This is a genomic window from Arcticibacter svalbardensis MN12-7 (assembly GCF_000403135.1).
GTDB lineage: Bacteria > Bacteroidota > Bacteroidia > Sphingobacteriales > Sphingobacteriaceae > Arcticibacter > Arcticibacter svalbardensis.
This window is the reverse complement of record NZ_AQPN01000008.1, coordinates 43066-68081: the sequence shown is the minus strand read 5'-3', so window position 1 is coordinate 68081 and position 25016 is coordinate 43066. Positions and strand designations below refer to the sequence as shown.

Annotated in this window: 20 protein-coding genes; 10 read left to right on the top strand and 10 right to left on the bottom strand. The window is 38.9% G+C overall.

Annotated elements, in window-relative coordinates; genetic code table 11:
* Nucleotides 1–87 precede the first annotated feature (87 nt).
* The 4 genes from ADIARSV_RS01140 to ADIARSV_RS01125 form a co-directional block, all read right to left on the bottom strand.
* The gene (locus tag ADIARSV_RS01140) at nucleotides 88–1395 is read right to left on the bottom strand and encodes an ammonium transporter (protein WP_016193501.1); all 1308 of its coding nucleotides are present in this window, start codon (nucleotides 1393–1395) and stop codon (nucleotides 88–90) included.
* Nucleotides 1396–1665: 270 nt separating this feature from the next.
* Nucleotides 1666–4107, bottom strand: a complete 2442-nt coding sequence (locus ADIARSV_RS01135) for a DUF5686 and carboxypeptidase regulatory-like domain-containing protein (protein ID WP_040298681.1) — start codon at nucleotides 4105–4107, stop codon at nucleotides 1666–1668.
* Nucleotides 4108–4389: 282 nt separating this feature from the next.
* Nucleotides 4390–5226: an aminotransferase class IV gene (locus ADIARSV_RS01130; RefSeq protein ID WP_016193499.1), complete on the bottom strand. Its 837-nt coding sequence runs from the start codon at nucleotides 5224–5226 to the stop codon at nucleotides 4390–4392.
* A gap of 22 nt (nucleotides 5227–5248) precedes the next feature.
* The gene (locus tag ADIARSV_RS01125; RefSeq protein ID WP_016193498.1) at nucleotides 5249–6286 is read right to left on the bottom strand and encodes an RluA family pseudouridine synthase; all 1038 of its coding nucleotides are present in this window, start codon (nucleotides 6284–6286) and stop codon (nucleotides 5249–5251) included.
* Between the two features lie 47 nt (nucleotides 6287–6333).
* Here ADIARSV_RS01125 and ADIARSV_RS01120 point away from each other — a divergent pair, with 47 nt between their 5' ends.
* Nucleotides 6334–7236 carry a 1-aminocyclopropane-1-carboxylate deaminase/D-cysteine desulfhydrase gene (locus ADIARSV_RS01120; protein ID WP_016193497.1) on the top strand — a complete coding sequence of 301 codons (903 nt, stop codon included), beginning with the start codon at nucleotides 6334–6336 and terminating at the stop codon, nucleotides 7234–7236.
* 205 nt (nucleotides 7237–7441) lie between these two features.
* Here ADIARSV_RS01120 and bshB1 read toward each other — a convergent pair whose 3' ends face one another.
* Nucleotides 7442–8161: a bacillithiol biosynthesis deacetylase BshB1 gene (bshB1, locus tag ADIARSV_RS01115; RefSeq protein WP_016193496.1), complete on the bottom strand. Its 720-nt coding sequence runs from the start codon at nucleotides 8159–8161 to the stop codon at nucleotides 7442–7444.
* A 125-nt stretch (nucleotides 8162–8286) separates the two neighbouring features.
* Nucleotides 8287–8910, bottom strand: a complete 624-nt coding sequence (locus ADIARSV_RS01110) for a DUF4294 domain-containing protein (protein WP_040298673.1) — start codon at nucleotides 8908–8910, stop codon at nucleotides 8287–8289.
* A gap of 119 nt (nucleotides 8911–9029) precedes the next feature.
* Between ADIARSV_RS01110 and ADIARSV_RS01105 the strand changes: the two genes are divergently transcribed.
* The 5 genes from ADIARSV_RS01105 (at nucleotide 9030) to ADIARSV_RS01085 (ending at nucleotide 15578) form a co-directional block, all read left to right on the top strand.
* Nucleotides 9030–11261, top strand: a complete 2232-nt coding sequence (locus tag ADIARSV_RS01105) for a RelA/SpoT family protein (RefSeq protein WP_016193494.1) — start codon at nucleotides 9030–9032, stop codon at nucleotides 11259–11261.
* Nucleotides 11262–11320: 59 nt separating this feature from the next.
* Entirely contained in the window at nucleotides 11321–11794 is a 474-nt protein-coding gene (locus ADIARSV_RS01100; protein ID WP_016193493.1) for a Fur family transcriptional regulator, read from the top strand.
* A gap of 17 nt (nucleotides 11795–11811) precedes the next feature.
* Complete coding sequence (locus ADIARSV_RS01095; RefSeq protein ID WP_016193492.1) at nucleotides 11812–13086, top strand: adenylosuccinate synthase; 1275 nt, start codon at nucleotides 11812–11814, stop codon at nucleotides 13084–13086.
* A gap of 14 nt (nucleotides 13087–13100) precedes the next feature.
* Entirely contained in the window at nucleotides 13101–14366 is a 1266-nt protein-coding gene (locus ADIARSV_RS01090) for an anthranilate synthase component I family protein (protein ID WP_016193491.1), read from the top strand.
* A 198-nt stretch (nucleotides 14367–14564) separates the two neighbouring features.
* Nucleotides 14565–15578, top strand: coding sequence for a virulence RhuM family protein (locus ADIARSV_RS01085; RefSeq protein ID WP_016193490.1), 1014 nt, complete (start codon nucleotides 14565–14567; stop codon nucleotides 15576–15578).
* 257 nt (nucleotides 15579–15835) lie between these two features.
* Here the strand turns inward: ADIARSV_RS01085 and ADIARSV_RS01080 are convergent, their stop codons facing one another.
* Genes ADIARSV_RS01080 through nadC form a run of 3 tightly spaced genes read right to left on the bottom strand, consistent with a single transcriptional unit; the run spans nucleotide 15836 to nucleotide 18214 of the window.
* Nucleotides 15836–16621 carry a M48 family metallopeptidase gene (locus ADIARSV_RS01080; RefSeq protein ID WP_040298671.1) on the bottom strand — a complete coding sequence of 262 codons (786 nt, stop codon included), beginning with the start codon at nucleotides 16619–16621 and terminating at the stop codon, nucleotides 15836–15838.
* A gap of 33 nt (nucleotides 16622–16654) precedes the next feature.
* A complete protein-coding gene (gene plsY, locus ADIARSV_RS01075; RefSeq protein WP_016193488.1) occupies nucleotides 16655–17305 on the bottom strand; it encodes a glycerol-3-phosphate 1-O-acyltransferase PlsY in 651 nt (216 codons plus the stop codon).
* A gap of 57 nt (nucleotides 17306–17362) precedes the next feature.
* On the bottom strand, nucleotides 17363–18214 hold the full coding sequence (nadC, locus tag ADIARSV_RS01070) for a carboxylating nicotinate-nucleotide diphosphorylase (RefSeq protein WP_016193487.1): 852 nt from the start codon (nucleotides 18212–18214) through the stop codon (nucleotides 17363–17365).
* Nucleotides 18215–18326: 112 nt separating this feature from the next.
* Here nadC and gpmI point away from each other — a divergent pair, with 112 nt between their 5' ends.
* A complete protein-coding gene (gpmI, locus tag ADIARSV_RS01065) occupies nucleotides 18327–19847 on the top strand; it encodes a 2,3-bisphosphoglycerate-independent phosphoglycerate mutase (protein ID WP_016193486.1) in 1521 nt (506 codons plus the stop codon).
* Nucleotides 19848–19968: 121 nt separating this feature from the next.
* Complete coding sequence (locus ADIARSV_RS01060; protein ID WP_152439727.1) at nucleotides 19969–20376, top strand: hypothetical protein; 408 nt, start codon at nucleotides 19969–19971, stop codon at nucleotides 20374–20376.
* A gap of 21 nt (nucleotides 20377–20397) precedes the next feature.
* Here ADIARSV_RS01060 and ADIARSV_RS01055 read toward each other — a convergent pair whose 3' ends face one another.
* Nucleotides 20398–21039, bottom strand: a complete 642-nt coding sequence (locus tag ADIARSV_RS01055) for a tetratricopeptide repeat protein (protein WP_016193484.1) — start codon at nucleotides 21037–21039, stop codon at nucleotides 20398–20400.
* A 380-nt stretch (nucleotides 21040–21419) separates the two neighbouring features.
* Between ADIARSV_RS01055 and lon the strand changes: the two genes are divergently transcribed.
* Complete coding sequence (lon, locus tag ADIARSV_RS01050) at nucleotides 21420–23885, top strand: endopeptidase La (protein WP_040298667.1); 2466 nt, start codon at nucleotides 21420–21422, stop codon at nucleotides 23883–23885.
* 143 nt (nucleotides 23886–24028) lie between these two features.
* Nucleotides 24029–24985, top strand: coding sequence for a lipid A deacylase LpxR family protein (locus ADIARSV_RS01045; RefSeq protein WP_016193482.1), 957 nt, complete (start codon nucleotides 24029–24031; stop codon nucleotides 24983–24985).
* Nucleotides 24986–25016: the final 31 nt, after the last annotated feature.

The window sequence follows — 25016 nt, the reverse complement described above, 5'->3', positions numbered from 1 at the left end:
GAAAGCAAATGTATACAATTATACATTTCAAAAAAAACACCCATCCGGTTAAGATGGGTGTTAAGCACATTTTATGAAAACTATTTTTTATAGTTCTTCATCATGTTGAGAAGCGTCAAGACCTACGGCCTCGTCTTCAGGAGATACACGTAATGGACTAATCGCATTTGTGATCAGAAGTAAGATATACGAACCTCCAAAAGCAAAGATGGATACGCCTATTAAAGTCACCACATGTAAAAAGAACAAGTGTGTTTCACCGTAATAAAGACCATTACCAGTTGTATTGGCTGCATTCACCGCTTGACTGGCAAAAACACCGGTAAGTAACATCCCTACCATACCACCAACACCGTGACAAGGGAATACATCAAGCGTATCATCAATATGAGTACGTCCGCGCCAAATAACAACCAGGTTACTTACCACAGCTGCTACCACACCGATCACCAATGAATGAGGCACAGAAACAAAACCAGCACCCGGAGTAATCGCTACCAAACCCACAACAGCACCTATACAAGCACCTAAAGCAGAAGGTTTTTTACCCCTGAACATATCAAAGAATACCCAGGCCATTGCTGCTGCTGCAGATGCAGTAGTTGTAGTCGCTAATGCTGTTGCAGCAAGAGCGTTTGCACCACCTGCTGATCCCGCGTTGAAACCGAACCATCCGAACCATAATAAACCGGTACCCAGAATAACATAACTAATCCGTGCCGGCGCATGTTCCTGAGATGTACGACCTTTCAAAAAGAGTGCGGAAGCTAATGCTGCCCAACCTGCGGACATATGTACTACCGTTCCTCCTGCGAAATCAAGAACACCTAACTTGAATAAAAATCCATCTGGATGCCAGGTTGCATGTGCTAAAGGGGTATAGATAATAATCATGAACAAGCAAAGGAAAATCAGATAAGAATTAAAGCGAATCCGTTCCGCAAAGGCTCCTGTAATCAGGGCAGGCGTAATAACAGCAAACTTAAGCTGAAACATAGCAAACAAAACCAATGGTACTGTTGGCATCATCGACCAGGTCGCATTTCCTACCATTCCTTTCATCATGAAAAATGTAGCAGGGTTTCCAATCACACCACCAATGTCATCACCAAATGCAAGGCTGAATCCAAATACAACCCATAATATGGTAATCAGCCCCATACAAACAAAACTCTGGAGCATGGTAGAGATCACATTCTTCTTTCGTACCATTCCTCCATAAAAGAAGGCGAGTCCGGGGGTCATTAATAATACCAATGCAGTTGAGATCAATAGCCAGGCGGTATCTCCTGTGTCTATTACGTTGTCTTTGATAGTTATGACTTCCTCCGAAGGAAATGCTAACCCTAAAATTACTGCTACGAGCAAAAGCAGGAACGGTAATACTTTTTTCATGTTTGAAATAGTTTAAGTGATGAATAATAAAATGAAATTAATGCATTTTTATCAAAAAATCAACTATTTGTAGAAAATTATTACTGTTTTTCGTTATTTAATTGGTTAAATTGCAAATAATTACAAATTATAGTTGTTTTAGGCTAGCTAAATACATAGAAAAACGCATTTTAAAGATTTTACACTTACACTCTAATTCAAAAAGAAGCAAAGCGATGCCCCTTCATTTCTGATTTCAAAAAAATACAATAGTAAAAGAATTGAATAAGATTAAAACCCGTAAAATAAACGAAAGGCTCTGTAAGCTCTTCGACCTGGCGACCATGACATTCCATAATCCAGACGAAATACCAATCGCTGCAAACCAACGTAAGCCTCATGATAACTAAGTAAGGGTTGAGTTAAATAAGCGCCTCCCACTATCTCTTCCAGTTTCATCTTTCGTACTATGGGAATCTTACTTAAAAATCTTCCAGCAAAGTTATGCTCATAATGAACCTCCAGAAATTTGTCATTGGTGGTATAAGCATAGAAATCCAGAAAATGGAAATTAGGGAACAAAGGATTATATATGGCCGTCTGGTTACCCGTAAAATGATGCATATCCGGATAATACAGTGACTCTGTATTCAAAAACTTTCCTGCAGAAATGTAAAATGAACTATATCCCCATAATCCAGTAGGAATTTTGTCCTGAAATATATCTGCAGATATAAAATCGTAATCAACCACAGATTTAAGTACTCCCGGAATGCCCTTCCGATAATCCATCATAATGGTTGGAAGCCTTGCCTGCTCATATACTTTCCCATCCGGACGTGTCGTATAGTGTTGCCCGAATGTATACGACAGTTTAGCCTCCACACTAAAAGCATTATTTATCGGAAAAATATCGGCTTCTGATGTCGGGTCTAAGGGGTTATTGGAGGTAGTCATTTTAGAGGTGCGGTCGAATATAGATGCAAAAGAAGAATTCCGCATCGGGATCCTTTTAGCAATTTCCACTCCACCATTCACCATTAAGCCATTTAACACTTCGCTCTGAGCACTAAAAGCCGCAAATTTAGAACGAAATAGCTTTAAGTAATTCCTTCCCTCAAAGAGCGTAGTCAGTGTATTATAAAAAAGATTAACGGTCCCCCTGTTATTTAAATCTAAAAAGTCACTCCCTCCACGGAAAGAAAAACTGGCATGATGCAATGTATCTACCCTAAAAGTAAGCTCTGCATTTGCATTAGTTGTTTTACTGGCAAATCCATACCTAAAGTTAGGCTCAAATTCCACCGACCTCCTTAAGCCTAAACTTTTCACATACCTCGCCCGAAGCCTCACTCCCCAACCTTCAACTGTATTATAGAACACGGTATTATGCAAGGGATAAAAATACCAGTAACTGTTTGTATGTACATTCTCAATCCGCTGTCCAACCAGTGCATAACGAATAGGCTTAAATTTATTCGTTTCTCTTTGTACGGAATCACGGTAAGGTTTGGACTGCGACTTTTTATCAAACAGGTCCTTACTATAATAATTGTCCTCTTCATCCAGCGTCAGTGGTACAGGCCTTGCTTTGTCCCACCAGTCGCTGTCAAATTTATTAACTCCCTTATCTATACGAATAATCTCATCACCGAAAAAATTAGAGGCAAACGAAGGATTTGGTATATAATTACTATACAGACCCGTAAAATAACCTGCAAAAGTGAAACCTAATACCTTCCCTTTAAAAGTAATAGTGATGTCCGACGGAACCCAGTATGCCTTTTGCACCTCATTATAATGCTGAGAGATATGTAAGGTATCTACGAAGTTAATTTTGGATTGCTCTGTCAGATACAGATCTACACTATACAGCCTGCCATCACCTTTTAACACGTAGATATACCCCTTGAAGGCAGGAACATATTTTCCTTTTGGAGTAACTTTAATCTTTTCCACTTCATGCCCATTTTCAACAATAGTTCCAATCAATTGAAAATCATAATAATGAAAAGCATTATCTGCCACCGGAGAAACGAACTTCTGATTTCCTAAAGCGGTCCACTGAATCGTGTTATCGTAAAAATTGATCTGCAAGTCAGATGCCCTGTTGAAACTAAATCCTTGTTTATCGCCCGCCACTTTCGAAGCAAGCATAATCTCTTTTCGATTTGGGTATTTGAAATATAATTTAGATAAGGTTTCCGATTGATAAAGTATTCCCCTCCTGTTGGTATCCAGGTGCAATGCTTTTTCTACATTCTCACCCATGATCCGTTTAGGGGCACTGATTAGCTTCTGAACACCTTTAGTATATACATCGCACTCATAAGATGGCGTTGCCCTGAGATATTTCCTTTTTGATATAATATTCCTGATGATTTCATTTGCCGGATCCTCATTCGTCTGCGTAATGGTCACTTCGTCTAACGTATAGATCTCCTTTTGCAAACCGATATCCAGCTTCAAAGAATTCTTTACATTAATTTGCATCTCTAGACTCTTATACCCTACAAATCTAAATATAAGGGTATACTCACCAGGAGCAGCATTAAGTTTATAATAACCGTTTTCATTGGCCATTGTACTCATATTGCTGCCCTTAATATAGACGGAAGCAAATGAAACCGGCTTACCACTCACATCAGTTATCAAACCTGATATACTTCTGGTATCCTGGCAAACCGCAATCGAACAATAAAAAAAGACGACGATAAAAAAATATTTAAACATGTACCATCCAGTCATTAAACGCTACAGGAAATCTTATCTGCAAGATAAAAATCCATTTTGAGCTGTATCTATGTGTGTTAAAACAATTAATGTTTCAGATCATGTTTTAAAAAAAGTATGATCATTTTATAAGTACGTCTAAGATATGATATTTGTTACGTGGCAGGCATTTAAAAATCCACTTAATATGACAACTTTCTTCATAAGCTTTATCGTGATAATCTCCATTTTCAAATACCTGTTAAACCAGGCAGCTGTATGCGATGTAAATGATGATACATTTTAACTCATTGCATTTAAGTAACCCAATAATTGGTTCGAAAGTTTATTAAAATACCTTTTATTGTTAAAGCCCATGATCCATTGAATTCCAGTGGTGGCATTTGTCACAAAAACCTCCTCTGCTTCATTCAAAATGTCCGGGTTTATCTGCGCTTCAATAACCGGAATATTATTTTCCTGGGCTAGTGAGATGACAACCGAACGCATCACACCTGCAATACACCCTTCTTCCAGCGATGGGGTATACAGATTTTTTTCATATACAACGAACAGGTTGGAGCTCATCCCCTCACATAGAAAACCCTTATCATTGAGGATAAATACCTCATCCAGTGAATTGCGTTTCCGAAAGATCCCTGCCATCACAAATAAGAGCGAATTGCAACTCTTTAAATTTGACAATATGTTAATTGGCTTCGTGATCTCTTCATACACCTTTGCAATTAATCCTTTATAGTTAGAACTGTAGTCATCAAGATCGGTTTTCCCAATCTCCATCGCATAGCCCATTGTATTACCAAGGGGACTGTACAGTCCTTCTCCATCACGGAACACCGTAAAACGAACCCGTGCATTGTTTTTAATGTTGTTCCTCAAGGCAAGCTGACTCACCTTTTCCTGTAAAAATTGTGCTGTAATTTGTGCCGATCCTTCAATCTGCAGAATTTGCATCCCTTTACTGATCCGGTCGGAATGCAGATCGGCAAACATCAGCTTTCCCTGCATCATTCTCATGGATTCAAACAGGCCATCTCCATATCGAAAAGACCTGTTTCCCACTCCTATTGCTGCTTGCGTGGCGGCAATAATATCTCCATTAAAGTTTATAAAACCCATCTTTCCCTTTCGATATTAAAAATTAACCCTCTTTGTGATAAAGCAGATAGTTTCTCCACTTATCCAGCATTCCCTGGAAATCGTCAGGTAATTCGGATTCAAACAGAATCGGTTCTTTCGTTTTAGGATGAATGAAACCCAATGATTTGGCATGAAGTGCCTGTCGGGGCATAATTGCAAAACAGTTGTCTACAAACTGCCGGTATTTATTAAATATTGTGCCTTTCAAAATCTTATCTCCTCCATATATAGCATCATTAAACAACGGATGCCCAATATGTTTCATGTGCGCACGAATTTGATGCGTCCGGCCGGTTTCCAGCTGACACTCAATAAGGGTCACATATCCCAGCCGTTCTAATACTTTATAATGTGTAACCGACCATTTCCCTTTGCTTTCATCCGGGTAGTTATCCATCACCCGTCTATCTTTTAAACTTCTGCCAATATAACCGGTCACCGTTCCATCTTCTGTCAAATCTCCCCAAACCATGGCGATGTATTTACGGGCAATGGAATGATCAAAAAATTGCTTGGCCAGGAAAGCCATCGAAAACTCGTTTTTACTAATCAACAGCAAACCTGAAGTATCCTTATCTATCCGGTGAACCAATCCAGGTCGCCCATCATTACCCGGTAATTGTGGCAATTGCTTAAAATGAAACACAAGTGCATTCACAAGCGTACCTGTATAATTGTTAAATCCGGGATGAACTACCATACCCGGTGCTTTATTAATAATCAGGACATCATCATCCTCATACACAATATTTAAAGGAAGATCTTCCGGATATACTTCAGTATCGCGTGGCGGATGCGCCAATACAATAGATATAGAATCCCCCGGTTTTACTTTATAACTCGATTTTATTGTTTTTTCATTTACTAGAACACTCCCTGCGTCGATTGCATTTTGAATGCGACTTCTGGTGGCGTTTTCCATCCTCTGCATTAGAAACTTATCTATGCGCAGAAGCGATTGCCCTTTATCCACAACTATTTTAAAATGCTCATAGAGCTCCTGCTCTTCCTGCTCAAGGGAATCTTGTTCTTCCAACATAGCACAAAAGTAAGATTTTACTTTATTTTTGCGTGATTTACAAGCATATGAAAGCATTTGATATTAATAGTCCCGAGGAAGAGCTCTTTGATCCCCTGTTTAAAGAGAAGAATCTACGTGTTTTCATCAAGCGCGATGACATGATACATCCCTTTATATCAGGCAATAAGTGGCGTAAACTAAAGTATAACCTCATCGATGCAAAGGCGGCAAATAAAAATCATATTGTTACATTTGGAGGGTGCTGGTCCAATCATTTATTGGCTACAGCTTGTGCCGCTGCCCGATTTGGATTTAAAAGTACGGCATTTGTTAGGGGGGAAGACATCAATACCGACTCACTTTTATTCTGCCGCCTGTTTGGCATGAAGTTAATTTTTGTCGATCGGACCGCTTACCGGGATAAACCGGCACTCTTTGCTGCTCATTTTTCAGACGATCCTGAGGCTATTTTTATTGACGAAGGTGGAGCCGGAGAAAATGCAGTAAAAGGATGTGCTGAAATTATAACGGAACTTAAAACTCCATTTGACCATATCTTTTGTGCCGCAGGAACAGGCGCAACGTCTGCCGGTTTAATTAAAGGCATAGGAATGAACCAGGTAAATATGACCTGCCATGTGATCCCTGTATTAAAAGGTGCCGATTTTCTAAAAGAGAACATCAAACAGTATTTCTTAACGGAGCCCGATTACCGATTTCACGATTCGTATCACTTCGGCGGTTATGCCAAAACTACTCCTGCCCTGTTTGAATTTATCAATCATTTCAGTGCTTCAACCGGAATCCTGCTTGATCCGATATATACCGGCAAAATGATGTATGCCGTTTACGACTTGATTCGTCAGGATTACTTCGATCCCGGTGCTACAATAGTGGCGCTCCACACCGGAGGACTATTTGGCTTACTAGGAATGAAGGAACAAATATCAGCCTCAATAGTAGCATAAGACAAGCAGATAACACCTGTATAAAAAATAGGACTAACGTTCGCTGCTTGTTCGTTGCTTGTGGCTTGGTGCTTCGCTAAAATCGATGATTTGACGGAGCTGCAAGCCACAACCAACGAACATGACTGGGTCAAGGCGCACACGTACCTTTATCCGGGTACATACTTATCTCCTACCTGTTACAAATTTATAGGTTCTAAAATCACTATCTAAGGTTAAACAGACTATCCACACCTACTAATTTTGCTGACGTAAATCCTTCAGCAAATGAGACACCAATGCTTTTACCAAATTCGTGGGCTCTGCCTTCTATCGTCTTAAAAAATTCAGGATCGGAAATATATGTTTTGTTTTCCTCATCATAATCCGGGGTGTAAAATTGAGTTTTATAAGCCCGGATAGATGCTACTTTAGTGTTCCAAAATGGGGTAATATCCAAAATAATATCAGGTTTCACATAGGTATCCTGAATAAAATTCAAATGGAGACGCGGACGCCATGGCTTTTGTGATACTCCATTAAATTCAGTTTTGATTTTTATTAATCCCGAAAGAAATACGGCATCATTGATTAATGTAGAAGCCCGTTTATGATCGGGATGACGGTCCACAATAGCATTGCCAATAAGGATTTCCGGTTGATATTGTCTGATTTTTTGAATAATTTGCAAGAGGTGTTCTTCATCATTCTTGAAAAAGGCATCCCGCATTCCCAGGTTCTCTCTTACATCAAGCCCTAGAATTTTTGCCGAATCTTTAGCTTCCTCATCACGTGTTTCAGCGGTGCCCCTGCTTCCTAACTCGCCACGGGTAAGGTCGACAATTCCTACCTTTTTCCCTTCAGCTTTATATTTTAAAATGGTTCCGGAACAACTCAATTCTGCATCGTCAGGATGTACAGCAATAACAAGAATATCTAATTTCATGAATATTTAATCTCCAGTCAGGCGAAAACACCGACGTATTTGGACAAAAGTAAACTTTGGAAAAGAAATACAGGCTTTTTAAGGGTCAAATAAATAAACCTGACGAACGTATGATAGGGAAAAAATCAGTTAAAGGGATAGTTGCCGTAATACCCATAGCGGACAATCACGTTTTCGATGTCCCGATCTTCCTGCGGATCGTACTTTTGTTTCAGGTTATGACCAAACACACGAGCTACCGATTGATAACAGAAAGCAGTAAAACCACCTTTCAGTTCTTTTACCAGCTCATAACTACTATTTCCAGTCTCCCGATCAATTAATTTAATTAAAATTTCGCCTTGGGTAATGGTCATGTTCTTGATCTCTTTATTGAACATATCCTTGATTTCTTTTTCGCAGGCTTTAACCAGTTTTTTCTGCTCTTTTTTGTCGGTAGTTTCAGCTAATTGTTCATTCAAACGACTGTAGCGATTCCTTGCAAATTTAGCATAAGGAAGCACCTTCAAAACATTGTAACGTAAGCGGTTGAACAGGGAACGGGCCTGAGGAGTCAGGAAGATCCGCGTGTTGTTTACATAGGCATCCTGTAGAGGAATCCAGGGAATCATATCACCATAATCATCACGGGTTACAGCAACTCTGATTGTATCATTAATCCCTTTCTCCTGAATACTATTTTTTACCTGACTGTATGAAAAGCTGATCATGACCAAACTTAATACTATCAAAATAGATATTTTTTTCATAACTTAGTTAACACAAACATACACCTAATTTCGTATATACCTTTAATTACAACTAAACGGTAAAAGTAACCCTAAAGTTGCAATTAAATCTACTATTTCGAAATCCTGAGCAATTGAAGATGAATGAATTGGTGATTGATATAGATGCGGAGAAAACCGAAATTCTAAAGCGCTACCGAGCCCTATTGAGAGCTTGTAAACCCACTATGCAAAAGGGCGACAAGAAATTAATACGGCAGGCATTCGATATGGCACTTGATAGCCATAAAGATATGAGGCGCAAATCTGGTGAACCTTATATATATCATCCTATTGCAGTAGCCCAGATTGCTGCACAGGAAATTGGACTTGGAACAACCTCTATTGTATGCGCACTTTTACATGATGTGGTGGAGGATACGGCTATTACCCTGGAGGATATAGAACGCGAATTCGGAAAAAAAGTAGCGAAGATCATTGATGGATTAACTAAAATATCAGGCGTATTCGACTACAATAGTTCCCTGCAGGCTGAGAATTTCCGCAAAATGCTGCTTACGCTGGCAGACGATGTGCGGGTTATCCTGATCAAACTGGCAGACCGCTTGCACAACATGCGCACGATGGATCATATGCCGCGTGACAAGCAGTTGAAAATATCCTCCGAAACGATCTATCTCTATGCGCCTCTGGCACACCGACTGGGTTTATATGCAATTAAATCGGAGTTGGAAGATCTTTCTATGAAATACACAGAAAGTGAAACCTACAAGTTCGTTGCAAGGAAGCTGAATGAGAAAAAAGCCGAAAGGGAAGCGTATGTAAATGCTTTTGTTGGCCCGATAAAAGATATTCTGGCCGCACAGGGTTTAAATGCGGAAGTATACGGAAGACCTAAGTCGATCCATTCGATATGGAATAAAATGCGAAAAAAGGGAATTCCTTTTGAGGAGGTATACGACTTATTCGCCATCCGGATTGTACTGGAAAGTGAACCTGAAAAAGAAAAAGCTGATGCCTGGAAAGCGTATTCCATTGTTACGGATTTGTATATTCCTAATCCGGACAGGCTCCGCGACTGGGTATCGTCTCCCAAAGCAAATGGGTATGAATCTCTGCACACTACTGTTATGGGTCCTAAGGGACAGTGGGTAGAAGTTCAGATCCGTTCACAGCGCATGAATGAGATTGCCGAGAAGGGATTTGCTGCACATTGGAAATATAAAGAGTCATCTGCAGATAGTGGCCTGGACTTGTGGATTCAAAAAGTAAGGGAGTTATTGAAAAATCCGGACTCTAATGCATTAGATTTTCTGGATGATTTTAAGATGAATCTCTTTTCAGATGAGATCTTCATCTTTACGCCTAAAGGTGCACTCATGCAGTTACCGTTGGATGCAACAGCATTGGATTTTGCCTTCGAAATCCATTCCGATCTTGGGATCCGATGTATTGGCGCCAAGGTGAACCATAAACTGGTACCGTTGGCGCACAAGTTACAGAATGGAGACCAGGTAGAAATCATCACCTCGAGTAAGCAGGTTCCTAAAGAAGATTGGCTGAATATCGTTGTTACTGCAAAGGCTAAGTCTAAAATTAAATCGGCGTTAAAAGAGGATAAAAGACGGGTTGCCGAAGAGGGCAAAGAACTTTTGGAAAGAAAGTTAAAGTCGCTGAAGATCACGTATAACACCGAGAATATACATAAAATTGCCTTCTATTTTAAATACAACAACACACTTGACCTGTTTTATAATATTGCCAAAGGAGGAATAGACCTGAAAGACCTGAAAGAATTTCAGGCATCGGAAAAGGTGGTAGAGAACCGGACACCGGAGCGCATTGCAGCCTCTCAGCTGGAAGGCATCATGAGCAAGGTGAAGGCAAAAGATAGTGACACACTTCTTATAGGTGAAGATCTGCAAAAAATTGACTACAAGCTTTCCACATGCTGTAACCCTATCCCCGGGGATGATGTCTTCGGATTTATTACCGTTAATGACGGAATTAAGATTCATAGGACAAACTGTCCCAATGCCACTAAACTGATGGCCAATTATGGGTACCGGGTAGTAAAAGCAAAATGGACCTCACAAAAAGAACTGGCCTTTTTAACCGGCTTAAGGATTACGGGTATTGATGAAGTAGGCTTAATCAACAAATTGACAACGGTTATTTCCAATGACTTTAAAGTCAACATGAGATCCATTACAGTGGACAGTAACGAAGGTATTTTTGAAGGATCCATCATGGTTTATGTGAACGACACCATTCATTTAGAAAATTTGATACGTAAGTTAAAACAGGTAAAAGGAGTCACAGCCGTAACACGTTTTGATTCAGAACCACGTAACATTAACAAAGCTTCATAAAGAAATTTAAGATTTGTTATTTTTTTAGATAAATTTGAACGTTGAGTCTAACAAAAAATATGCCCTTACAAGAAACGATAGCAATGGTTAAAAAGATTTTCGAGGCTTACCTTGAAAATAAAAGTTTAAGGAAAACGCCTGAGCGTTTCGCCATTCTTGAAGAAATTTATTCCCGTAATGACCACTTCGATGTGGAGTCGCTTTACATCCATATGAAGAACAAGAAATACAGGGTAAGCCGTGCAACGGTTTATAATACGCTGGAATTGCTTGTTTCATGTGATCTTGTAACCAAACATCAGTTTGGAAAGAACATGGCTCAGTTCGAAAAGTCGTATGGCTACAAGCAACATGACCATATCATCTGTATTGATTGTGGAAAAGTTGTGGAGTTCTGTGACCCACGCATTGGGCAGATCCAAAGCATGATGGGCGATTTGCTGAAGTTTGAAATAAAACACCATTCACTAAATCTTTACGGCAATTGTGAAAAGCTGAAAGAAGGTTTCTGTGAATCTTATACTAAAAATTAACAATACTACAATCATTCATGGCAGTTGATGTACTTTTAGGCCTCCAATGGGGCGATGAAGGCAAGGGAAAAATCGTTGATGTCCTTAGTCAAAATTATGATCTGATCGCAAGATTTCAGGGCGGACCTAATGCAGGCCATACCCTGGAGTTCGATAATCAGAAATATGTTTTAAATACTATTCCATCAGGAATTTTCAATGCTAAAACCATGAACCTCATTGGTAATGGAGTAGTTATTGATCCCATTATTTTGAAACGTGAGCTTGATAATTTAAAAACAAGCGGATTTGATCCTGTAGCAGCGAAGAAATTGGTCATTGCCCGTAAGGCACATCTAATTCTTCCTACACATCAGCTTTTGGATGCTGCATCCGAAAGTAAGATGGGTGACGAAAAGATCGGATCCACGCTGAAAGGTATCGGTCCAACGTATATGGATAAAACGGGACGTAATGGTCTCCGTGTGGGTGATATTGAGTTAACCGATTTCAAGGAGAAATACGATAAACTGGTCAACAAACACAAGTCTATCCTATCTCATTACGGTGAAATTCCTGATTTTTCAGAAAAAGAAAAGACTTTCTTTGCAGCGATCGAATTCCTTAAAACTATTGAATTGGTAGACAGTGAGCATTTTGTGAACCAATACCTGCGCGAAGGAAAAACTATACTTGCAGAAGGTGCTCAGGGAGCTATGCTGGATGTGGACTTTGGTTCTTATCCATTTGTTACTTCATCAAACACGACCACTGCAGGAGCTTGTACTGGTCTTGGTATTGCACCACAAAAGATCGGTTCAGTAATTGGTATTTTCAAAGCCTATTGCACACGTGTGGGTAGCGGACCCTTCCCCACTGAATTATTTGATGAGACAGGCGAGAAACTTCGTCAGATCGGACATGAATTCGGTGCTACTACCGGAAGGCCAAGAAGATGCGGATGGATTGATCTTCCTGCATTGAAATACGCGGTGATGCTGAATGGAGTTACTGAACTGGTAATGACAAAGGCAGATGTATTAAGCGGTTTCGACAAAATATATGCCTGCACACATTACAATCATGGTGGCGAAAAGATTGATTACATGCCTTATGATATCTGCAGTGTGAAAGCTATTCCTGTTCTGGAAGAAATTGAAGGATGGAATGAAGATTTGACCGGTATTAAAACTGTGGAGGAAATTCCTGCAAAATTATATGCGTATGTACGGTATATTGAAGAACATATCGGCGTACCTGTAAGATATCTTTCTGTTGGCCCTGACCGGGTTCAAACATTGATCTTAAACTAAAGACCATTCCGGCTATGCAACCGTATGATTGTACTATAGCTGATATTTCAAAATTTAAGCGTCAAGCTTTACAATGGGCCACATCATTCGATGTGGCCTGTTTTTTAGACTCCAATCACTATACTGATTCCTATTCCAGTTATACCGCTGTGATTGCAGCTGGCGTTTCAAAAGAGATTTGCTTAAATTCAGGTAATGCTTTAGAAGAACTTTCTAATTTCCTGAATAACAACAAGTTATTTATTCCAGGGTTTTTTTCTTATGACCTAAAGAATGAGATAGAACAGCTGGATTCGAATAATCAGGATGATTTAGAATTCCCTGATCTTTACTTTTTTGTTCCAAAACATCTATTGCTTATCAAGGGCAATGAGGTTAGGATTTTGACGAACAAGCCTAATTTACTCGAAGAAATCAATGCCCAGTTTTTACAGGATCAAGAAGTTAACTTTGAGGGAACGATTCAATCGACCTTAACTAAAGAAGCCTATATTGACAAAGTCAATCATATTAAAGAACATATCAAAAAGGGAGACATCTATGAAATGACCTTTTGTCAGCAGTTCTTTTCAGATTGTAAATCCTTTAATCCTTTGGCAGCTTACCTGCAGCTCAATTCCATTTCACCTGCACCATTCTCCACTTTCTTTAAGATGAGGGACAAATATATCATCTCCTCTTCACCCGAACGCTTTATTAAAAAAGAAGGATTGATGGTTATTTCCCAACCTATAAAAGGTACGGCGGCTCGAAGTGCAGATCCCATTGAAGATAATCGGCTTAAAGAGGATTTAAGAAACAATTTAAAGGAACAGGCAGAGAACATTATGATCGTTGACCTGGTGAGGAATGACCTGACAAGGACGGCTCTTCCGGGTACTGTTGAAGTAAAAGAGTTGTGTGGCATCTATTCGTTTGAACAGGTACATCAAATGATTTCTACGATTACTGCCCAGGTTTCAGCTACGACAAAAAATATAGCTATTATTAAGAATGCCTTTCCAATGGGATCGATGACTGGTGCTCCTAAGATAAGAGCCATGGAGCTTATCGAATTATATGAAGAAACAAAGAGGGGAATTTATTCAGGGTCAGTTGGTTACTTTGATCCGAAAGGAAACTTCGATTTTAATGTAATTATCAGAAGTCTGATTTATAATGAAAGCAAAAAATTTCTATCCTTTCAAGTAGGAAGTGCAATAACCTTTGCTTCAGATCCAGAACAAGAATATCAGGAATGCATGCTGAAAGCAAAGGCTATGTTAAAGGTTTTAAGCTAATAAAAAATAAATGTGCATTTGAGAAGATGTTGTGGTAAGTCTTCCAAAATATAACATTAGTAATACAAAGTGATGATTATCACTTTATTTAGACACTAACAGTGTGTATTTTGTGCTTCATTTACCATTAGGTTTTTAAATGAACCAGAAGCCAGATCGATAACTGCAACAGCACATACCCAAATAGTACTATTTAAAATGAGTGAGCAACCGCAATCAAACGACATTATATTTTATAACACACCTACAGGTGATGTTAAAATTGAAGTGATCTTTAATGCTGAAACTTTTTGGCTAACCCAAAAGCGCTTAGCTGAATTATTTGGAGTGGAGGTGCCGGCCATTAGTAAACACTTGAAGAGGATTTTTGAAAGTAATGAGCTTCAGGAAGATTCAGTTGTTTCCAAAATGGAAACAACTGCCAGTGATGGTAAAAAGTATCTTACTTTCTTTTACAATTTAGACGCAATCATAGCAGTCGGCTACCGAGTCAATAGCTATCAGGCTACACAGTTCCGTATATGGGCAACTAAAACACTTAGGGAGTATATTATCAAGGGCTTTGTCTTGGATGATGCACGGTTAAAACAAGGTAAACGTTTTGGCAAAGATTATTTTGATGAGCTTTTAGAGCGCATTCGAGAGATACGGGCCAGCGAAAGACGTTTCTATCTAAAGATAACAGATATATACGAGCAGTGCAGTATCGATTACAATAAGGATGCTGATATAACCCAAAACTTTTTTAAGACGGTTCAAAATAAACTTCACTTTGCTATTTCTGGTAAAACCGCTGCCCAAATAATTGCAGAGCGAGCATGTGCTGATAAGCCAAATATGGGCTTACAGACTTTCAAAAATGCACCTATCGGAAAAGTTTTAAAAGGAGATATAGCCGTGGCTAAAAACTACTTGATAGAAAAAGAGATCAAAGAATTAGAACGGGTGGTTACAATGTATCTTGACTTTGCAGAATTACAGGCATCAAGGCAGATACCGATGAAGATGGGTGACTGGATAAGCCGTTTAGACGCGTTCTTACAATTCAACGAATATCAGATATTAAAAGATGCTGGGAAAGTTAGCCATGAGGTTGCAATAAAGTTAGCTGAAAGGGAATACGATAAATTTAGGGTGATACAAGATCAAAATTTTGAAAGTGACTTTGATAAAGAGATTAAAAAAATAAAGCCAGGTAAGAAAGCGGACTAATCAAAATCAATCGATATGTAATAATAACTGGCTGAGCTGAGAAAGGCTATATTACAAAATAGCAATATAGCCTTTCTTTATATAAAGGTAAGTGTGATAATAAAAACCGTATGTCAGGTTGATTCAACATTGTTATTAGGAATCATATTCTTGTATACCTATAATAATGTGCTTAAGATATTCATTTCCCGAATCGTTCAGGTACTAATTTCCTCAATAATTTTCTTGGACATTAGCTACATAACCCAAACTTCACGTTATTTATTATAGTATTTCATTGCTTCAGGTAAGCGCTTTTGAATAGCAGCTATACGGGTTGCATCACTAGGGTGAGTACTTAGAAATTCGGGGGAAGCACCGTTACTTTGTTTTGCTGAGGCCATTCGTTGCCAAAAGAATACCGCTTCACTTGGGTTATATCCAGCCATAGCCATGAAGGTTAGTCCCAGGCGATCTGCTTCAGACTCCTGACTTCTTCCATACTTAAGCAAAGCAAGTTGTCCGCCCAATCCATATAATTGTGCTATACTTTGAGATCCGGTAGCAGATCCTATTACGCCACCGATAGCCTGAGCACCAAGCGTCTGAGAGTATCTTTCTTCAGCATGTCTGGCTATAGCATGAGCAATTTCATGTCCCATGACGGTAGCTAAACCGGCCTCAGTTCGGGTTACTGGCAATATTCCGGTATAAACGGCTACCTTACCACCAGGCATGCACCAGGCATTGATATCAGCACTTTTTACCAGGTTAAATTCCCAGCTAAAATTATATTGATTGGCATAGCCATTTGTTTTTAAATAACGATCGATAGCACTTGCAATGCGGAGACCAACTTTTTTAACCAGTTGAGCATCAGCACCGGAGCTTACCACTACATTTTTAGGATCTTTAAGAAAATCCCTGTATGCTGTTAAAGATTGAGTTTGAATTTCCTGGGAATTGGCTAGATTTAATTGTCTTCTGCCAGTTAGGGGAACAGTTGAACATGCCGCCAAAAAGGCAATTAATAAACATGTAAATATAATTTTTAAGTGTGTCATCTCTTTACTGTGTATAGTGTTTCAACAAAAAAACTATACAGCTGTTTTCTTTTTGAACATATTAATCTTTGATTCTTTGCCTTTAAGGAGCCTTTCAATGTTCTTTTGATGCGTAATCAGGATGAGCACACAGATACACATTCCATACAAAACTACCGCTCTTAAAGGAGAATGAAACACAAAAATTATGCTTAAAGGAAAGGCAAAACCTGCCAGTATAGAGCTTAATGACACATACTTAGAAACCATGAGTACCAAAACAAATACCCCTACGCAGAATAGAGCGGCATCAAAATGAACGGCTAGCACCATTCCAAATAAGGTTGCAATTCCTTTGCCTCCACGAAAGCCTGCGAAGACAGGAAATAAATGTCCCATAACAGCCGTAATGCCTAAAGCAAGCTGATAATTCACAAATTGAATGGAATCCTGTGGACCTGTTATGGACAATCCAATGAAGTATGCCAGATTAGTAGCGGTATATCCTTTAAGGATATCTAAAGTCATAACGGTTATACCAGCTTTGGTGCCTAAAACGCGCAACGTATTTGTCGCACCGGCGTTTCCACTTCCGTATTCGCGCACATCAATTCCATAGAAAGCCTGTCCTATCCAGACGGCACTAGGAATCGATCCAAAAAGGTAAGCAGCCAACACAGCTGTAATAGAAAATATGGATATCATTAAGTATGCAATTATACTAAAAAACCACTGTTAATGTACTTTATGTTCATTTAAGTCCTAATTCGTCGCTTTAAGGCTCATATCCAGACTCTTTACGGAATGAGTGAGAGCACCCATGGAGATAAAATCTACACCACATTGGGCGTATTCGAGCACATTTTCTTCAGATATTCCGCCGGAGGCTTCAGTAGGAAACCTTCCATGGATTAAATTGACTGCAGATTTTAAATTCTCAAAGCTAAAGTTATCAAGAAGAATGCGGTCTGCGCCACCCGCTTCAATAACTTCTTCCAGTTCAGAAATCGTACGCACTTCAATTTCTATCTCAAGTGTCAATTTCTTATCCTTTATATATGCTTTTGCTGCCAGCAGGGCATTTTTAATCCCCCCTGCATAATCCACGTGATTGTCTTTAATCAGGATCATATCGTATAAACCAATGCGATGATTTACCCCACCACCAATAACTACAGCTTGCTTTTCAAGGAACCGTAAGTTTGGCGTAGTCTTCCTCGTATCCAGGACACGGGTATTGGTATCCTTAAGTTTAGCCACTATACGGGCGGTAGTCGATGCTATTCCACTCATTCTTTGCATGGTATTCAGAACCAGTCTTTCAGCAATTAGAATAGAGGATACATTTCCTTCCACGGTAAGGGCTATATCGCCGAACTCCACTTTTGCCCCATCAGCAAGAAGCACATGCACTTGAAGATCAGCATCCACTTGTTTAAATATGGCAAGAGCAACATCCACTCCCGCCAGTACACCTTTATCCTTAATGATCAATTTAGCTTCCCCCTTTTTATTAACCGGAATCGTGGATAAAGAAGTATGATCGCCGGAACCAAGGTCTTCGGCAAGTGCATTTGCAATAAATTGAGTAAGTAACTCTTTGTAGTCTTTCATATACATTGCTAAAATAACAATAACATTAAATTAAACAATTAGTAACATCGAAAATTTACAAATATGACCTTTGTCACTTTGGATACTAATAATACAAGTCTATATTTGTTGTGTGGAAAATAAAAAAGTAGCACTTATAATTCTTGATGGCTGGGGCTACGGCAAAGCCGACGCATCCAACGCTATACTGGCAGCAAACACTCCTTTCTTTGATCACCTTATAGCAACATATCCTAACTCCAAGCTTGAAGCTTCCGGAGTTGCAGTAGGACTTCCTGCAGGGCAAATGGGAAATTCTGAGGTAGGACACATGAACCTGGGAGCAGGCCGTGTGGTATACCAGGAGCTCGGAAGGATTCATAAAGCAGTGGATGATGGCGAATTACTGGAGCATCCTATTCTTCAGGATGCCTTTAAATATGCGATCGCTGAAAACAAAAATGTACATTTTATCGGTCTTGTATCCGACGGCGGTGTTCATTCACATCTTAAACATATTAAAGGTCTGTTCGATGCAGCAAAAGCAGCATCAGTACCGAATGTATTTCTTCATGCATTTTTGGATGGCCGTGATACGGATCCGAATGCTGGAAAAGCTTATATCAAAGATTTACTTGATTATTCTAAAGACTCAACTATCCAAATCGCTTCTTTAATAGGTCGTTATTATGCAATGGACCGCGATAATCGTTGGGAAAGGGTTAAACAGGCGTATGATTTATTAGTGAACGCTATTGGAACACCATCCAATGACCTTGTTAAATCGCTTGAAAACTCGTACAGTGAAGGTATTACTGATGAGTTTATTAAACCTGTAATTAAGGTTGACGAAAATGGAAATCCTATTACCCATATTCAAACGGGTGATGTGGTAATCTGCTTCAACTTTAGAACAGATCGTGGTCGCGAAATTACTACAGCCTTAACTCAAAAAGCATTCCCTGATTATCAGATGACGCCACTTGATTTAAGATATATCACCATGACTACCTATGATGAAACATTCAAAGGAGTGGAAGTGCTTTTCAAAAAGGATGACCTGATTGATACGCTTGGTGAAGTACTGGAACGTTTCAATAAAACTCAGGTTCGGATAGCGGAAACTGAAAAATACCCTCACGTTACATTTTTCTTCTCCGGTGGAAAAGAAAAACCTTTTGACGGGGAAAAAAGACTATTAGTACCTTCGCCTAAAGTTGCTACATATGACCTGCAACCAGAAATGAGCGCCAGAGGAATCAGAGATGCTATCTGCGAAGAGATTCCAGAAAACAAACCAGACTTCATCTGTTTAAATTTCGCAAATGCAGATATGGTAGGACATACAGGTGTATTTTCAGCAGTTGTTAAAGCTGTTGAAACTGCAGACGAATGCCTGAAAGATGTAGTAGCTTGTGGTCTTGAAAATGGATATTCGTTTATTATCATTGCCGACCATGGAAATGCAGATTACATGGTCAATGCTGATGGATCAGTAAATACAGCTCATACCACTAATCTTGTTCCCTGCATTTTAATAGATAAGGATTACAAACATGTTAAGGATGGAAAACTTGGAGATATTGCTCCTACAGTTCTAACTATACTGCATGTACCTATTCCTGAAAAAATGACTGGTAATGTGCTTGTATAAAACACACACTTTATGTTTTTTAATTCTTCTGTGCGCGATTAGCTCGTGTACAGAAGATAAAAAAACCCCTGATATCAAAAACAAGTATTTTGATATCAGGGGTTTTTTCAATAAAGAGATTTTGCGATTAAGTGCAGCCAATCCCACGGTACTGAAAAAGGTTATTCACAATGGGATTAGCGAAGAAAAACAGGTTAAGATTCCTAATTGGAAAAATGAACTGGATGTATTTTCAGCGTCTGACCTCAATAAACCTTCCTGGAGGGATAGCTATAACATCAAAGTAAATGTTAACGGACTTGTTTATACTACCCTGGATAGTACTTTAAAAATTAAAAGAATCCGGATTAATAAGTCTGGAAACAGGATCACTTCAATCGATATAGAGAGTCAGGTAAGTAACGAAATATATAATTCGACTGAACTATTAAACTACTATCCTGATTCCTTGTATAAGATCAAAAAAACACAACAAGTAAAATTGATAGGCACAAACACCTATCAGATAAATGGAAAAATCAAACCCTGATCTGCATCAGGGTTTAAAATATTATCGACTTAAGTTTGCCATATAAACTTTGGCTTTCTTAATTTCCTCTGTAATGTCTTTCCTACCGGGAGTGGCATCAAGCACCTTCTGCAAGTCTTCGATACAAGATTTGAACGAGTTTTCAGCCACTTCCTTGTTATAAAACTTACGAATTTTCTGTCCCTTAAGGATTCCATAATCACGGTAAGCCATTGCACGGTTCTGGTACAAGACCTGATCTGCTGAATTTAATTCGATGGCCTTAGTGTAATCATTAATGGAAGCAAGGAGTAACTTTTCTCTTTCTGTAACAGACAGAGGAGAGTTCATTTGAGTTCCAAGTACATTTCTGGCTTTACCACGGTAGTAATAAGCGGAAACATTGTTAGGTTTTAGCGCGATTACCTGTCCGAAGGTGCTAATGGATTTCTGATAGCTTCCTGAATGATAATAAGAATACCCTAACATGTACAAAACATCAGGATTTGATCCTTCAGTGGGTATTGCTTTTTCCAGATGGGTAACCGCTTCTTTAAAGTCGCCATCCATGAGGGCCTTCTGCCCTAACTTTACATTGTTATTTTTAATTTCCTGATTCTGTTGTGCATAAGTGACGCCACTACATAAAAACACAAAAGATAAAATTGATGCAATTAATTTCATTTTTAAATACTTAAGTTCTACTCGTCTTATAACGATTGAGGTGTAATATTATTTCTAATTTGAGAATTTACAAAAATAGAAGCGTTTCGAATATACACATCATTTATTACACTCATAAATAACTTTAAGCTAAATTTGTTTTTACCAAGATACAATTGAAGCGGACAGCTATAGTTGGAATGAGGTCAAATTGCTGTGAAAGCCTGACTTTATTGCAGTATCAAAATTAATACGTGACTAAGTACTTCATTAATCCTCTCATATGTGCTTTTCATACTGATTTACCGCTTTTGGCATACGCCTTGCAGCAGTATACTTTTTATTAATAAACAATAGTTCAACTAATTTCACTGTCAGAATGACGTTAAGAAAGGATTTAAATGAATAACCTCCTTGATTTTAATCACTCGTTACCCCTTATAAATGAAGATACAGAATTCTTTCCTCTTATGTCACAAGAAGACGAAGAGGAAATGAATAATGAACAAACGCCTGATATACTGCCTATTCTACCATTAAGGAATACTGTATTATTTCCAGGTGTTGTTATTCCAATAACGGTAGGGAGAGATAAATCCATTAAACTTATAAAAGATGCCTATAAAGGAAATCGTACTATCGGGGTCGTTTCTCAAAAAGATGTAGGAGTAGAAGATCCAACATTTGAACAACTAAATGAGGTTGGTACAGTGGCACTTATCATAAAAATGCTTCAAATGCCGGATGGCAGTACCACTGTAATTATACAGGGGAAACAACGATTCCGCCTAAATGAAGAGGTGCAGAAAGATCCATATATTAAAGCTACCGTAAATAAATTTGAAGAAATCCGTCCTAAGACTGACAAACAGTTCAAGGCCATGGTCGGATCAATCAAGGATATGGCGATGCAAATTATACATCTTTCGCCTAATTTGCCCAGTGAGGCAGGGATTGCTATAAAAAATATTGAGAGTCCCTCCTTTTTAATCAACTTCATCTCTTCTAATATGAATGCAGATGTTGCTGTAAAACAGAGTATGCTAGAGGTAGCGAATCTGCATGAAAGAGCAATTTTAGTGCTTGAACAGCTTACAATTGATTTGCAAATGCTTGAACTGAAGAATCAAATTCAGTCAAAAGTTCGTGTAGATCTGGATAAGCAACAGCGTGATTACTTCCTGAACCAACAGCTAAAAACCATACAAGAGGAACTTGGTGGTAATACGCCTGACCTGGAATTAGAAAATCTGCGTGAAAGAGCTTCAAAGAAGAAATGGTCTAAAGAGATTAACGGATACTTTTCGAAAGAGCTGGATAAGCTTGGAAGGATGAATCCTGCTGCGGCCGATTATTCGGTACAGGTAAATTATCTTGAATTGGTGCTTGATCTTCCATGGAATGATTTCACTAAAGATAATTTCGATCTAAAAAGAGCGGAACGCATTCTGGATAAAGACCATTATGGTTTGGAAAAAGTAAAACGCAGGATTATTGAGTATCTGGCTGTATTGAAATTGAAACAGAACATGAAAGCTCCTATCCTTTGCCTTGCCGGCCCTCCAGGGGTTGGAAAAACCTCACTTGGGAAATCTATTGCCCGTGCACTGGGGAGAAAATACGTCAGAATTGCCCTGGGTGGTATCCGAGATGAAGCTGAAATAAGGGGACACAGAAAAACTTATATCGGTGCAATGCCTGGCCGGATTATTCAGTCACTAAAGAAAGCAGGGACATCAAATCCAGTATTTGTATTAGATGAAATTGATAAAGTTGCGAATGATTCTCATGGAGATCCTTCTTCCGCTTTACTCGAGGTGTTGGATCCGGAACAGAACAGTGCTTTTTACGATCATTATGTAGAGCTAGATTATGATTTGTCAAATGTCATGTTCATTGCTACAGCCAACTCTTTGAGTTCGATACAGCCTGCATTGCTTGACAGGATGGAAGTAATTGAAGTGAATGGGTACACCATAGAAGAGAAAATTGAAATTGCTAAACAGCATTTACTTGCTAAGCAACTTGAACAGCATGGTTTGTCTAAGAAACATCTTACACTGAAACCTGCTGTAATAGAAAAAATAATTGAAGAATACACACGGGAATCGGGAGTTCGTGGGTTAGAAAAGAAGATAGGTTCTGTTGTGCGGGGTATCGCTACAAAAATTGCCATGGAGGAAGACTATACTCCAGCGGTTAATAAAACGGATGTTGAAACGATTCTGGGCCCTCCTATTTTTGACAAGGACATGTATGAAGGGAATGATGTAGCTGGCGTGGTAACAGGTTTAGCCTGGACACAGGTTGGCGGTGACATCCTTTTTATAGAGGCTAGTCTTAGTCCGGGTAAAGGCAAGATGTCTATAACCGGTAATTTAGGTGATGTTATGAAAGAGTCGGCTACTTTGGCAATGGCTTATTTACGTGCTCATGCTATAAATTTCAATATAGATCATCAGTTATTTGATCTGTGGGATGTTCATATTCACGTTCCTGCTGGAGCCACACCCAAGGATGGTCCATCAGCAGGAATTACGATGTTAACTGCACTTACTTCTGCATTTACGCAACGTAAAGTAAAGTCAGATCTGGCTATGACAGGGGAAATTACACTTAGAGGAAAGGTATTGCCAGTGGGTGGAATAAAGGAAAAGATCCTTGCTGCTAAACGGGCAAACATCAAGCAAATCATTCTTTCAAAGTCAAATGAGAAGGATATCCTGGAAATAAAAGAGAGTTATATCAAGGATCTTAAGTTCCATTATGTTACGGAAATGAGGCAGGTGATTGATCTTGCGCTTTCAGATGACAAGGTAAAAGATCCAATAGATCTGACGATTAAAGCGAAGGAAACTTTTCTGTAGTTGAAGCGAAGATTAAATATACAAGAGGGGATTTCGATTGAAACCCCTCTTTTTTTTTGCTTATACTAATTTCTGGTTATGGAAAGGAATTAGCACTTTGTACAGCATAAATTTATTTACATATTTGTTTTTCAGGACAGCAAATGGTTAAGATCAACTTTATTCTTTTAGTGTTTTTTTTCAGTTCTATTTCTTTATCCGCTCAAACCGGCAACTTTAAAAATATGATCGGGTTTAAAAGCGAGAATGACTCTTATTTAGGATCAGGATCTGATCGCTATTATACAAACGGTTTATTTTTCAACTTTCGTCATGCTTTAAATCAAAAAGACACAACAGGTAGAGTTGAAAAAAAGATATGGGAAGCGGAAATTGGGCAATATATTTACAATGCGCAATCCGGTGCTGTGCCTGATATCATTTATGTTGACCGTCCTTTCGCAGGTTATCTTTATGGTGCAGCAAAAATAAGCTGGTACAAAAAGGATGAACAGGTAATGAGTGCAGGTTTGAATATTGGTACAATTGGTCCTAATTCCCTGGCAAAGGATGCACAGGAACTGCTTCATCGCGTGATTGGATTTTATGAAATTAATGGCTGGCAATACCAGGTGAAGAATGAAATTGGCGTTAACGCTTTATTTGAATATAAAAGACTGTTGCTTCGTCCTTCAGAAAATGCAGATTTCAGTTTGGCTACACAAGCAATAGTGGGTAATACCAATACGAGGGCTAGTGCAGGCGTATTATTCAGGGCTGGAAGTATAAATAAACTAACTCAATCGGCTTCCACAAACAGTCGTATTTCGAACATTGAAGGTTCCTCGCTAACAAAGAAAGAATTCTTCTTTTATACACAGCCTACATTAAATGTAATTGTTTACGACGCAACAATTCAGGGTGGCTTGTTTAGGGATGATAAAGGACCGGTAACCTATACACCAAATAGGTTGGTATATGCGCAAGAAGTTGGTGTGCTATATGCACAAAACCCGTGGACAGCCAGCTTTTCTGCTATTTTTAAAACTAAAGAGATGAAGTCGCAGGTTCGATCTCAGCAATATGGATCAGTAAGTTTGTCATATAGCTTTGGACATTAAAAAATTCATGTAGATCAGTTACGAAGTTAAC

Bases quoted from the DNA above. Each gene is read 5' to 3' on its own strand.
- ADIARSV_RS01140 (WP_016193501.1), bottom strand. From the start codon at position 1,395: ATGAAAAAAGTATTACCGTTCCTGCTTTTGCTCGTAGCAGTAATTTTA.
- ADIARSV_RS01135 (WP_040298681.1), bottom strand. From the start codon at position 4,107: ATGTTTAAATATTTTTTTATCGTCGTCTTTTTTTATTGTTCGATTGCG.
- ADIARSV_RS01130 (WP_016193499.1), bottom strand. From the start codon at position 5,226: ATGGGTTTTATAAACTTTAATGGAGATATTATTGCCGCCACGCAAGCA.
- ADIARSV_RS01125 (WP_016193498.1), bottom strand. From the start codon at position 6,286: ATGTTGGAAGAACAAGATTCCCTTGAGCAGGAAGAGCAGGAGCTCTAT.
- ADIARSV_RS01120 (WP_016193497.1), top strand. From the start codon at position 6,334: ATGAAAGCATTTGATATTAATAGTCCCGAGGAAGAGCTCTTTGATCCC.
- bshB1 (WP_016193496.1), bottom strand. From the start codon at position 8,161: ATGAAATTAGATATTCTTGTTATTGCTGTACATCCTGACGATGCAGAA.
- ADIARSV_RS01110 (WP_040298673.1), bottom strand. From the start codon at position 8,910: ATGAAAAAAATATCTATTTTGATAGTATTAAGTTTGGTCATGATCAGC.
- ADIARSV_RS01105 (WP_016193494.1), top strand. From the start codon at position 9,030: ATGAATGAATTGGTGATTGATATAGATGCGGAGAAAACCGAAATTCTA.
- ADIARSV_RS01100 (WP_016193493.1), top strand. From the start codon at position 11,321: ATGCCCTTACAAGAAACGATAGCAATGGTTAAAAAGATTTTCGAGGCT.
- ADIARSV_RS01095 (WP_016193492.1), top strand. From the start codon at position 11,812: ATGGCAGTTGATGTACTTTTAGGCCTCCAATGGGGCGATGAAGGCAAG.
- ADIARSV_RS01090 (WP_016193491.1), top strand. From the start codon at position 13,101: ATGCAACCGTATGATTGTACTATAGCTGATATTTCAAAATTTAAGCGT.
- ADIARSV_RS01085 (WP_016193490.1), top strand. From the start codon at position 14,565: ATGAGTGAGCAACCGCAATCAAACGACATTATATTTTATAACACACCT.
- ADIARSV_RS01080 (WP_040298671.1), bottom strand. From the start codon at position 16,621: ATGACACACTTAAAAATTATATTTACATGTTTATTAATTGCCTTTTTG.
- plsY (WP_016193488.1), bottom strand. From the start codon at position 17,305: ATGATATCCATATTTTCTATTACAGCTGTGTTGGCTGCTTACCTTTTT.
- nadC (WP_016193487.1), bottom strand. From the start codon at position 18,214: ATGAAAGACTACAAAGAGTTACTTACTCAATTTATTGCAAATGCACTT.
- ADIARSV_RS01055 (WP_016193484.1), bottom strand. From the start codon at position 21,039: ATGAAATTAATTGCATCAATTTTATCTTTTGTGTTTTTATGTAGTGGC.
- lon (WP_040298667.1), top strand. From the start codon at position 21,420: ATGAATAACCTCCTTGATTTTAATCACTCGTTACCCCTTATAAATGAA.
- ADIARSV_RS01045 (WP_016193482.1), top strand. From the start codon at position 24,029: ATGGTTAAGATCAACTTTATTCTTTTAGTGTTTTTTTTCAGTTCTATT.